Here is a 12,265-nt window from a genome sequence, read left to right as displayed (position 1 = left end):
AAACCAACATAACTAAGGAGGAAATTTCTCATGTCTAACGAACAAATTATCGAAGCGATTAAAGAAATGTCTGTTCTTGAGCTTAACGACCTAGTTAAAGCAATTGAAGAAGAATTTGGTGTATCTGCTGCAGCTCCAGTTGCTGCTGGTGCTCCTGCCGGTGGTGCAGAAGCTGCTGAAGAGCAAACTGAATTTGATGTAGTACTAGAATCTGCTGGTTCTTCTAAGATCAAAGTGGTTAAAGCTGTACGCGAAATCACTGGTGCTGGTCTTAAAGACGCTAAAGAAATGGTTGATGGTGCTCCAAGCGCAATCAAAGAAGGCGTTTCTAAAGAAGAAGCTGAAGAGATCAAATCTCAGCTTGAAGAAGCAGGCGCTACTGTCGAACTTAAGTAAGGAAAACCTTGGAGAAAAGCTCGCTGATATATCGGCGGGCTTTCTTTTTCTTAATAGACATTTTATTCTCTAAAATTCAGACAATGGAGAAGGTGTTCGGATATGTCGGAGCATTATTATTCAAAAAAGACATCAACGGCTAGTGAGGAGAAAACATGGTCCTTCGAATTGAAGGGATTTCCATTTTCCTTCACGACAGATCACGCCGTCTTTTCCAAAAATGAAGTGGATTACGGCTCAAGGGTCTTGATTGATGCATTTCAACTTCCTGAAGTGGAGGGGGAAATCCTTGATCTTGGATGTGGGTATGGCCCTATTGGGTTGTCTCTGGCTAAAGCTTTCAGTGACCGTCGTTTTGTGATGGTGGATGTAAACGAACGGGCCCTCCATCTGGCGGGAAAGAATGCGGCTGCCAATCACATTCATAATGTAACCATTCTGGAGAGCGACCGCCTTCAGGGTGTCCGGGACAGGAAGTTTGCTGCTATATTAACCAATCCTCCGATTCGTGCCGGTAAGTCTGTGGTGCATGCGATGTTTGAAGAAGCATCGGAAGCGCTGCTGCCAGGCGGAGAGTTATGGGTTGTGATTCAGAAAAAGCAGGGGGCGCCATCTGCTAAGCAGAAACTTGATGAATGGTTCGGTTCATCTGAGGTCGTTTTGAAAAAGAAAGGTTACTACATTCTCAAAGCAAAAAAGATTGACTAGCAAACCCACTTGTGCTAGTATTGAAAAATGCCAATATATCTGATATCTGTCAAGTCTTTTTTACAAAATAGTATAAAAAACTTACGGAGTGGTCAGAATGGTAAAATCGAACGCTGAAAGTAAATGAGGTTTTTAATGTATGAAAAGCCTTTTTCTTTTTTGTCTAACGTTAGAGAGAAATGAAGAATCACCATCTGCAATTGCCGCAGATGTTTAAATATGCTTGTGGCAAGATCAACCGCAAGCCTGTTCGGCATGTCTTGCCGGACCCTTTTTTCGTTATTAAAATGCTTGATTTGAGGGGTGAATCAGTTGACAGGTCAACTAGTTCAGTATGGACGACACCGCCAGCGCAGAAGTTATGCACGTATCAGTGAGGTATTAGAATTACCGAACCTGATTGAAATCCAAACCGCTTCTTACGATTGGTTCTTAAAAGAAGGTTTGAAGGAAATGTTCCAGGACATTTCCCCGATTGAAGATTTCACAGGTAATCTATCGCTTGAATTCGTAGACTACAGCCTTGGCGAACCAAAGTATCCAGTCGATGAGTCAAAGGATCGCGATGTAACATATAACGCACCGCTTCGAGTGAAAGTACGCCTTCTAAACAACGAGACAGGTGAAGTAAAAGAGCAGGAAGTTTTCATGGGTGACTTCCCATTGATGACAGACACCGGTACCTTCGTAATCAACGGTGCTGAGCGTGTCATTGTATCTCAGCTCGTCCGCTCTCCAAGCGTGTACTTTAACAAGAAAATAGATAAAAACGGTAAACGCGGCTATACGGCAACCGTCATTCCAAACCGCGGAGCGTGGCTGGAATTTGAAACAGATGCCAAAGATGTCGTACACGTACGTATTGACCGTACGCGTAAGCTGCCGATTACAGTTCTGCTGCGTGCTTTAGGATTCGGAACCGACCAGGAGATCATTGATCTTATCGGCGATAACGAATACTTGAAAAACACGCTTGAGAAAGATAATACGGAGACTACAGAGAAAGCTCTGCTTGAAATCTACGAGCGTCTACGCCCTGGTGAGCCGCCTACAGTAGAAAATGCGAAAAGCTTGCTGGTTTCCCGTTTCTTCGATCCAAAACGCTACGACCTAGCGCGCGTTGGACGATATAAAATGAATAAAAAGCTTCATATTAAGGACCGTTTGTTCAATCAAACACTGGCGGAAACGCTGGTCGATGAGGAAACAGGCGAAGTCATCGCTGAAAAAGGCGATAAGATTGACCGCCGTCTCCTGAATAAACTGATCCCTTACTTCGATGATCAGGAAGGTACATTGAGTGAAGAAACGCTTGAACCCGTTGAAGGCGTTCTTGAAGATCCGATCCAAGTACAGTCTGTGAAAATCGTTGACCCAACTGATCCAGAAGGGGAGCGTTCAATCAACGTTATCGGCAATGCCAACATTGACCGTGATGTGAAGAACATTACTCCTGCTGATATTCTTTCTTCAATCAGTTACTTCTTCAACCTGCTGCATGATGTAGGCGGGACAGACGATATTGACCACCTTGGTAACCGTCGTCTGCGTTCTGTAGGTGAACTTCTTCAGAACCAGTTCCGTATTGGCCTTTCCCGTATGGAGCGTGTCGTTCGTGAGCGTATGTCCATCCAGGATACATCGTCCATCACACCACAGCAGTTGATTAACATCCGTCCGGTTATTGCGTCTATTAAAGAGTTCTTCGGAAGCTCGCAGCTTTCACAGTTCATGGACCAGACCAACCCACTTGCGGAATTGACACACAAACGCCGTCTATCTGCTCTTGGACCAGGTGGTTTAACTCGTGAACGTGCAGGATTTGAAGTTCGTGACGTACACTATTCCCACTACGGGCGTATGTGTCCGATCGAAACGCCGGAAGGTCCAAACATTGGGCTGATCAACTCCCTTTCCTCCTATGCGAAAGTGAACGAGTTCGGATTTATTGAAACGCCATACCGTCGTGTCGATCCGGATACAAACAAAGTAACGGCTCAAATCGACTACCTGACTGCCGATGAGGAAGATAACTACGTGGTTGCCCAGGCGAACGCGAAGCTTGATGATGACGGTGGATTCACAGATGAAGAAGTTATCGCACGTTTCCGCGGGGAAAACACGGTCGTAGCCCGTGACCGCCTTGACTACATGGACGTATCTCCGAAGCAGGTAGTATCTGCTGCGACAGCCTGTATCCCATTCCTTGAGAACGATGACTCCAACCGTTCCCTAATGGGTGCAAACATGCAGCGTCAAGCAGTACCATTGCTGAAGCCGGATGCGCCTCTTGTTGGTACTGGTATGGAATATGTGTCTGGTAAAGACTCCGGTGCTGCCGTTATTTGTAAGCACGAAGGAATTGTTGAGCGTGTGGAAGCGAAAGAAGTCCGCGTCCGCCGTATTTCTGAAGTAGATGGCAAAGAGGTTGAGGGAGATCTTGACCGTTACCGTCTTCAGAAATTCATCCGTTCCAACCAGGGAAGCTGTTATAACCAGCGTCCGATCGTTTCTAAAGGTGACCGTGTTACAAAAGGGGAAATCCTTGCTGATGGTCCATCCATGGATATGGGTGAACTGGCTCTTGGACAGAACCCGCTTGTGGCCTTCATGACATGGGATGGTTACAACTACGAGGATGCGATCATTATGAGTGAGCGCCTTGTTAAAGATGATGTATACACATCCATCCACATTGAAGAATATGAATCAGAAGCCCGTGATACGAAGCTTGGACCTGAAGAAATCACTCGTGATATTCCTAACGTCGGTGAAGATGCTCTTCGTGACCTGGATGACCGTGGAATTATCCGCGTCGGAGCAGAGGTCAGTGACGGAGATCTGCTTGTCGGTAAAGTTACACCTAAAGGGGTAACAGAACTGTCTGCAGAAGAACGCCTTCTTCACGCCATCTTCGGTGAAAAAGCTCGTGAAGTCCGTGATACGTCTCTTCGTGTTCCTCACGGTGCTGGTGGTATCGTTCTTGATGTGAAAATCTTCAACCGTGAAGACGGAGATGAGCTTCCACCGGGAGTTAACCAGCTGATCCGTGTTTATATCGTTCAGAAACGTAAGATTTCTGAAGGGGATAAGATGGCTGGACGTCACGGTAACAAAGGTGTTATTTCCAAGATTCTTCCGGAAGAGGACATGCCGTTTCTTCCAGATGGAACACCGGTTGACATCATGTTGAACCCACTTGGTGTACCATCTCGTATGAACATCGGTCAGGTGCTGGAGCTGCACATGGGTATGGCCGCCCGTTTGATGGGTGAAAGAATCGCCACCCCGGTCTTTGATGGTGCCCGCGAGGAAGATGTTTGGGAAACATTACAGGAAGCAGGCATGGCTCGTGATGCGAAAACGATCCTGTATGATGGACGTACCGGAGATCCGTTTGATAACCGTGTATCTGTTGGTGTCATGTACATGATCAAACTGGCACACATGGTTGATGATAAACTCCACGCCCGTTCAACTGGACCTTACTCTCTCGTTACCCAGCAGCCGCTTGGTGGTAAAGCCCAATTCGGTGGTCAGCGTTTCGGTGAGATGGAGGTATGGGCACTTGAAGCATATGGTGCTGCCTATACCCTGCAGGAAATCCTGACAGTTAAATCCGATGATGTTGTTGGTCGTGTGAAAACATACGAAGCCATCGTCAAAGGTGACAACGTACCGGAACCTGGTGTGCCGGAATCCTTCAAGGTTCTTATCAAGGAACTTCAAAGTCTTGGTATGGATGTGAAGATTCTCTCCGGTGATGAGGAAGAGATTGAGATGCGGGATATTGAGGAAGAGCAAACCAAAGAATCCGAGAATTTGAACTTAGACGATTAAGTTAGAAACACTGCTGTCGCTCGTGTTCTAAGCTTAGGGTAAAACCTGGATACTGAAAGGGAGGTAGGCCCCTTGCTAGATGTAAACAACTTTGAGTATATGAAAATCGGCCTCGCTTCACCGGATAAGATTCGTTCTTGGTCCTATGGTGAAGTTAAGAAGCCGGAAACCATCAACTATCGTACGTTGAAACCAGAGAAAGACGGTCTTTTCTGTGAGCGTATCTTCGGGCCTCAAAAAGACTGGGAATGTCACTGTGGAAAATACAAACGCGTCCGTTACAAGGGCGTCGTTTGTGACCGCTGTGGCGTTGAAGTAACAAAAGCGAAAGTACGCCGTGAGCGTATGGGGCACCTTGAACTAGCTGCCCCTGTCTCTCACATCTGGTACTTCAAAGGTATCCCGAGTCGTATGGGTCTTGTATTGGATATGTCGCCAAGAGCGCTTGAAGAAGTTATTTACTTCGCCGCTTACATCGTGACCGATCCAGGCGAGACGGCTCTTGAGAAGAAGCAGCTGCTTTCTGAAAAAGAGTACCGTTCATACCGTGAGAAATTCGGACAAGGCTTCCAGGCTGCTATGGGAGCGGAAGCCATCCGTAAACTTCTATTCGACATCGATTTGGATGGAGAAGTAGACACACTGAAGGAAGAGTTGAAAACTGCCCAGGGGCAGCGACGCACACGTGCGATCAAGCGCCTGGAAGTGTTGGAGTCCTTCCGTCATTCTGGTAACGATCCATCATGGATGATCCTGGATGTTCTTCCTGTCATCCCTCCGGAACTGCGCCCGATGGTGCAGCTGGATGGTGGACGTTTCGCCACATCTGATTTGAACGACCTTTATCGTCGTGTCATTAACCGTAACAACCGTCTGAAGCGTCTATTGGACCTTGGAGCCCCTACGATTATCGTTCAGAACGAGAAGCGTATGCTTCAGGAAGCTGTTGACGCCCTGATCGATAACGGTCGACGCGGCCGACCGGTTACAGGTCCTGGTAACCGTCCGCTTAAATCTCTTTCTCACATGTTGAAAGGGAAGCAGGGACGTTTCCGTCAAAACCTTCTTGGTAAGCGTGTTGACTATTCCGGACGTTCCGTAATCGTTGTAGGACCATCGTTGAAGATGTACCAGTGCGGTCTTCCTAAAGAAATGGCTCTGGAGTTGTTCAAGCCTTTCGTTATGAAGGAATTGGTTTCCCGAGGACTTGCACACAACATCAAGTCAGCTAAACGTAAGATTGAACGCGTTCACCATGAAGTATGGGATGTTCTTGAAGATGTCATTAAAGAGCACCCGGTTCTTCTTAACCGTGCACCAACGCTTCACCGCCTTGGTATTCAAGCGTTCGAACCGACGCTTGTAGAAGGACGCGCCATTCGTCTGCACCCGCTCGTATGTACGGCTTATAACGCCGACTTTGACGGTGACCAGATGGCTGTACACGTACCGTTATCCTCAGAAGCTCAGGCTGAAGCACGTATTCTGATGCTTGCGGCTCAGAACATCCTGAACCCGAAAGACGGAAAACCAGTTGTTACGCCGTCACAGGATATGGTACTTGGTAACTACTACCTCACTCTTGAGCGTACCAGCGCAGTAGGAGAAGGTATGTTCTTCAAGGACTTGAACGAAGCGCTGATGGCTTACCAAAATGGTTATGCCCACCTGCACACACGTGTAGCTGTTCAGGCGAGTTCCTTGAATAACGAAACGTTTACAGAAAAACAGAACCAGCAGCTTCTTCTGACTACGGTCGGTAAGTTGATCTTCAACGAAATGCTGCCTAGTTCTTTCCCTTATATCAATGAACCAACAAAAGAGAACCTGGAGGTCAAGACTCCGGATCATTACTTTATTGAAAAAGGAACAGACATCCGTGCGGAAATTGCGAAGCGCGATGAAGTCGCTCCATTCAAAAAAGGAATTCTTGGAGACATCATTGCAGAAGTGTTCAAACGCTTCTCCATCAGTGAAACGTCCAAGATGCTTGACCGTATGAAGGATCTTGGTTTTGCCTACTCCACGAAGGCCGGTATTACAGTCGGTGTATCTGACGTTGTCGTACTTCCGGAGAAACAGGAAATTCTTGATGAAGGTCAGAAGAAAGTCGATAAGGTCATGAAACAGTTCCGCCGCGGTTTAATTACCGAGGAAGAGCGTTATGACCGCGTCATTGAAATCTGGGGAGCAGCGAAGGATGACATTCAGAACCGTCTGATGAAATCCCTTGATCCGCGTAACCCGATCTTCATGATGAGTGATTCCGGAGCCCGTGGTAACGCCTCTAACTTTACGCAGCTCGCGGGTATGCGTGGTCTGATGGCCAACCCGGCTGGACGTATCATTGAACTACCAATCAAGTCCAGTTTCCGTGAAGGTCTGACAGTACTTGAATACTTCATCTCCACACACGGTGCACGTAAAGGTCTTGCCGATACAGCCCTTAAGACAGCCGACTCAGGTTATCTGACTCGTCGTCTTGTAGACGTTGCGCAGGATGTCATCGTCCGTGAAGATGATTGTGGAACGGACCGCGGCTTGACTGTTGCCGCCCTTCAGGAAGGCACTGAAATCATCGAGCCGCTGATCGACCGCCTCATTGGTCGTACAGCATTCCAGAAAATCGAGCACCCTGAAACTGGTCGTGTTCTTGCAGAAAGAAACGAAGTTATTTCCGAAGATACTGCGAAACAGATTGAAGATTCCGGTATTAAGGAAGTTGTCATCCGAACTGCCTTCACTTGTAATACGAAGCACGGCGTATGTAAGAAATGTTATGGCCGCAACCTTGCCACTGGTGATGAGGTTGAAGTTGGAGAAGCTGTCGGTATCATCGCAGCGCAGTCCATCGGTGAGCCTGGTACACAGCTTACTATGCGTACCTTCCACACAGGCGGGGTAGCCGGAGACGATATCACACAGGGTCTTCCTCGTATCCAGGAGATCGTGGAAGCTCGTAATCCGAAAGGTCAGGCTGTCATCACTGAAATTGATGGTACTGTCCACGAAGTGAATGAAGTGAAAGAGAAACAGGAGATCGTCGTTCAGGGCGCGATTGAGTCCCGCTCCTATACAGCTCCATACGGTGCCCGTATGAAAGTAAGTGTCGGAGACGAAGTGAAGTCCGGTGATGCGTTGACGGAAGGTTCCATTGATCCGAAGGAACTGTTAACCATCAAAGGCCTCGACGGAGTTCAGGAATATCTTCTTAAAGAAGTTCAGAAAGTATACCGTATGCAGGGTGTAGAAATTTCTGATAAGCACGTAGAAGTTATGGTCCGTCAAATGCTTCGCAAAGTACGTGTTCTTGACTCTGGTGACACAGATGTTCTACCTGGATCTCTTCTTGAAATTCACCAATTCAAAGAAGCGAACCAAAAAGTGCTCATGGAAGGTGGCCAGCCGGCAGTCGGCCGTCCAGTCATCCTGGGTATTACCAAAGCGTCTCTTGAAACAGACAGCTTCCTGTCCGCCGCATCCTTCCAGGAAACGACTCGTGTCCTGACTGATGCAGCTATTAAAGGCAAGCGAGACGAGCTGCTTGGCTTGAAAGAGAACGTCATTATCGGTAAACTTGTTCCTGCAGGTACGGGCATGACCCGCTACCGCAAGATACAGGCTCAAGCCGAGGGTGCTAAGACCGAAACTTCGGTAACACCTGAAGAGGTTACGCAGCCATAAAAAGAGAAGCAGATGTTAACAAAGGGTAAAAAATAAGGAAGCATCAAAAATCTCACCCGAATGCAGTTGACATGCATTTGGGTGAGTGATAATATTATCAAGGTGCTTCCATTTATCCTTGTTACTTTGGAGGATATGAAGATGTCTTATGAAAAAGTAGCACAGGCAGGTTTCGATATCATTATCGGAACAAAGCAGACACTGAAAGCCATGAAAAATGGTGAAGTGAACGAAGTCATAACGGCTGACGATGCCGATCAGTCCATGACACTTAAAGTAGCTGAACTGGCCCGGCAACTGAACATTCCCCATACACGGGTTCCTTCCATGGAAGAGCTCGGGAATGCATGCGGTATTGACGTTGGTGCGGCTACAGTGGCGATAAAGCAATAAAGTTTTGGCGTTTCAACGCGAAAGCTTTGTTTTTTGCCTTTTTATGAACCACCTGGATGTGTGGTATTAAAAAATGAAGGGAGGATACAACCATGCCAACTATTAACCAATTGGTACGTAAAGGTCGCGTGAGCAAGACAAAGCAGACGAACTCTCCAGCTTTGAACAAAGGCTATAACAGCATGAAGAAGCGTATGACAGATCTTGCTGCTCCACAAAAACGTGGTGTCTGCACACGTGTTGGTACAATGACACCGAAGAAGCCGAACTCTGCACTTCGTAAATATGCACGTGTTCGTTTGACTAACCAGCTTGAGGTTAACGCTTATATCCCTGGTATCGGCCACAACCTTCAAGAGCACAGTGTTGTTCTTATCCGTGGCGGTAAAGTTAAAGACTTGCCAGGTGTACGTTACCACATCGTACGTGGTGCGCTTGATACTTCAAGTGTTGACGGCCGTATGCAAGGTCGCTCCAAGTACGGTACCAAAAAGCCAAAAGCTAAAAAATAAACGATATGAATATATCGCTTAAAATAAACTAAAACAATTGTGAGAAGGGAGGGGAACATATGCCACGTAAAGGTCCAGTAGCAAAACGTGATGTGTTGCCAGATCCAATGTATAACTCTAAGCTTGTTACTCGTTTGATCAACCAAATCATGGTGAACGGTCAGCGCGGAAAAGCTCAAAAGATTCTTTATAAAGCTTTTGAACTTGTTCAGGAGCGCAGCGGAAACGAAGCAATGGAAGCATTCGACGAAGCAATGAAGAATGTTATGCCTGTATTGGAGGTTCGCGCACGCCGTGTGGGTGGTTCCAACTACCAGGTACCCGTTGAGGTTCGTCCGGAACGTCGTCAGGCTCTAGGTCTTCGTTTCATCGTAAACTATGCGCGTCTACGCGGAGAGAAAACGATGGAAGAGCGCCTTGCTAACGAAATTCTTGATGCAGCGAACAACACTGGTGCTTCCGTTAAACGCCGCGAAGAAATGCACAAAATGGCAGAAGCGAACAAAGCATTCGCTCACTACCGTTGGTAATCACCAAAAAAATAACTGTTCAAACAGGAAGGAGAAAGATTCATGGCTAGAGAGTTCTCCTTGGAAAAGACCCGGAATATCGGGATCATGGCTCACATCGACGCTGGTAAAACAACGGCGACTGAGCGTATTCTTTTCTACACAGGACGTATCCACAAAATTGGTGAAACTCACGAAGGGGCTTCCCAAATGGACTGGATGGAGCAGGAACAGGAACGCGGAATCACCATTACTTCCGCCGCTACAACTGCTCAGTGGAGAGACCACCGTATTAACATCATCGACACTCCTGGACACGTAGACTTCACTGTTGAAGTTGAGCGTTCCCTGCGTGTACTTGATGGATCCGTAGCTGTTCTTGACGCCCAATCCGGTGTTGAGCCTCAAACAGAAACTGTTTGGCGCCAGGCTACCACGTACGGTGTTCCACGTATCGTGTTCGTTAACAAAATGGACAAAGTAGGGGCTGACTTCATTTACTCCCTTGGCACATTGAAAGACCGCCTTGGTGCAAATGCCGCAGCTGTTCAACTTCCTATCGGTGCAGAAGATGAATTCGAAGGAATCATTGACCTTGTAACGATGGAAGCTTTCTACTACATGGATGACCTTGGAACTCGTGCGGAAGCACGTGCCATTCCAGATGACTACAAAGATCAGGCTGAAGAGTACCGTGGCAAGCTTGTAGAAGCTGTTGCAGAACTTGATGAAGACTTGATGATGCAGTATCTGGAAGGGGAAGAAATCACTAACGAGCAGCTTAAGACGGCTATCCGTGCAGCTACTCTAACTGTAGACTTCTACCCAGTCTTCTGTGGATCTGCCTTCAAGAACAAAGGTGTACAGCTTCTAATTGATGGTGTTATTGATTATCTACCATCTCCATTGGATGTACCTCCAATTGAAGGTCACGTACCACAAACAGAAGAACATGTTGTCCGTAAGGCTGATGACAACGAGCCATTCTCTGGTCTGGCTTTCAAAGTTGCCACAGACCCTTATGTAGGTAAACTGACATTCTTCCGTGTATATTCCGGAACACTTTCCGCCGGTTCTTACGTGAAAAACTCGACGAAGGATAAGCGTGAGCGTGTAGGTCGTATCCTGCAGATGCACGCAAACTCCCGTGAAGAGATTTCCACAGTATACGCTGGTGATATCGCTGGTGCGGTAGGTCTTAAAGACACGGGTACAGGTGACACTCTATGTGATGAGAAGAGCCTTGTTATCCTTGAATCTATGGAGTTCCCTGAACCGGTAATCTCTGTAGCTATCGAGCCTAAGTCCAAAGCTGATCAAGATAAAATGGCAATTGCCCTTGGTAAGCTTGCGGAAGAAGACCCAACGTTCCAAACGGAAACAAACGTTGAAACAGGACAAACGATCATCGCTGGTATGGGTGAGCTTCACCTTGACATCATCGTTGACCGCCTGAAGCGTGAGTTCAAAGTTGAAGCGAACATTGGTGCTCCACAAGTTGCCTACCGCGAAACATTCCGCGCTAGTGCACAAGTGGAAGGTAAGTTCGTACGTCAATCCGGTGGTCGTGGACAATTCGGTCACGTATGGGTTGAGTTCGAGCCGAACGAAGAAGGCGCTGGTTTCGAATTCGTCAACAAGATTGTTGGTGGTGTTGTACCGCGTGAATACATTCCATCTGTAGAACAAGGTATTAAAGAATCCTTGGAGAATGGTGTATTGGCCGGCTACCCAATGGTAGACATCAAAGCAACTCTTTATGATGGTTCCTACCACGATGTCGACTCCAACGAAATGGCCTTTAAAGTTGCTGCTTCCATGGCACTTAAAGAGGCTAAAAACAAGTGTAAGCCTGTTCTACTTGAACCAATGATGAAAGTAGAAGTTGTTATTCCTGAGGAATACATGGGCGACATCATGGGTGACGTAACTTCCCGTCGTGGACGTGTTGAAGGTATGGAAACTCGTGGTAATGCACAAGTGGTTAAAGCATTCGTTCCACTATCTGAAATGTTCGGTTACGCAACAGCGTTGCGCTCCAACACTCAGGGCCGCGGAACTTACACAATGCACTTCGACCACTACGAAGAAGTTCCGAAGAGCATCTCTGAGGAAATCATCAAGAAAAATTCCGGACAATAATTGATTTTTTAAACAAGTTACAGTATAACTTGTAATGTAAGCTTAGGAGTGCTTGTCACTCCTTGGCTGCATATAAATCTT

At 47.0% G+C, this 12,265-nt stretch carries 8 protein-coding genes; all 8 read left to right on the top strand.

Features of this window, described 5'->3' with window-relative positions:
* Nucleotides 1-30: 30 nt before the first annotated feature.
* A complete protein-coding gene (rplL, locus tag H615_RS0101085) occupies nucleotides 31-396 on the top strand; it encodes a 50S ribosomal protein L7/L12 (RefSeq protein ID WP_027953433.1) in 366 nt (121 codons plus the stop codon).
* A gap of 102 nt (nucleotides 397-498) precedes the next feature.
* Entirely contained in the window at nucleotides 499-1,104 is a 606-nt protein-coding gene (locus H615_RS0101080; RefSeq protein WP_027953432.1) for a class I SAM-dependent methyltransferase, read from the top strand.
* Nucleotides 1,105-1,416: 312 nt separating this feature from the next.
* A complete protein-coding gene (rpoB, locus tag H615_RS0101075) occupies nucleotides 1,417-4,944 on the top strand; it encodes a DNA-directed RNA polymerase subunit beta (RefSeq protein WP_027953431.1) in 3,528 nt (1,175 codons plus the stop codon).
* A gap of 72 nt (nucleotides 4,945-5,016) precedes the next feature.
* Complete coding sequence (gene rpoC / locus H615_RS0101070) at nucleotides 5,017-8,628, top strand: DNA-directed RNA polymerase subunit beta' (RefSeq protein WP_027953430.1); 3,612 nt, start codon at nucleotides 5,017-5,019, stop codon at nucleotides 8,626-8,628.
* Between the two features lie 141 nt (nucleotides 8,629-8,769).
* Entirely contained in the window at nucleotides 8,770-9,021 is a 252-nt protein-coding gene (locus H615_RS0101065) for a 50S ribosomal protein L7ae-like protein (RefSeq protein WP_027953429.1), read from the top strand.
* Nucleotides 9,022-9,113: 92 nt separating this feature from the next.
* Nucleotides 9,114-9,533: a 30S ribosomal protein S12 gene (gene rpsL, locus H615_RS0101060; protein WP_027953428.1), complete on the top strand. Its 420-nt coding sequence runs from the start codon at nucleotides 9,114-9,116 to the stop codon at nucleotides 9,531-9,533.
* Between the two features lie 59 nt (nucleotides 9,534-9,592).
* Nucleotides 9,593-10,063, top strand: a complete 471-nt coding sequence (rpsG, locus tag H615_RS0101055; RefSeq protein ID WP_027953427.1) for a 30S ribosomal protein S7 — start codon at nucleotides 9,593-9,595, stop codon at nucleotides 10,061-10,063.
* 42 nt (nucleotides 10,064-10,105) lie between these two features.
* Entirely contained in the window at nucleotides 10,106-12,184 is a 2,079-nt protein-coding gene (fusA, locus tag H615_RS0101050; RefSeq protein WP_027953426.1) for an elongation factor G, read from the top strand.
* Nucleotides 12,185-12,265: the final 81 nt, after the last annotated feature.

The organism is Halobacillus kuroshimensis DSM 18393 (genome assembly GCF_000425705.1).
GTDB lineage: Bacteria > Bacillota > Bacilli > Bacillales > Halobacillaceae > Halobacillus > Halobacillus kuroshimensis.
Note: the sequence above shows the minus strand (reverse complement) of the source record. Positions and strands in the feature narration are given on the sequence as shown.

What these genes read in the sequence shown, in the direction of transcription:
- rplL (WP_027953433.1), top strand. Translation starts at nt 31, where the DNA reads ATGTCTAACGAACAAATTATCGAAGCGATTAAAGAAATGTCTGTTCTT.
- H615_RS0101080 (WP_027953432.1), top strand. Translation starts at nt 499, where the DNA reads ATGTCGGAGCATTATTATTCAAAAAAGACATCAACGGCTAGTGAGGAG.
- H615_RS0101065 (WP_027953429.1), top strand. Translation starts at nt 8,770, where the DNA reads ATGTCTTATGAAAAAGTAGCACAGGCAGGTTTCGATATCATTATCGGA.
- rpsL (WP_027953428.1), top strand. Translation starts at nt 9,114, where the DNA reads ATGCCAACTATTAACCAATTGGTACGTAAAGGTCGCGTGAGCAAGACA.
- rpsG (WP_027953427.1), top strand. Translation starts at nt 9,593, where the DNA reads ATGCCACGTAAAGGTCCAGTAGCAAAACGTGATGTGTTGCCAGATCCA.
- fusA (WP_027953426.1), top strand. Translation starts at nt 10,106, where the DNA reads ATGGCTAGAGAGTTCTCCTTGGAAAAGACCCGGAATATCGGGATCATG.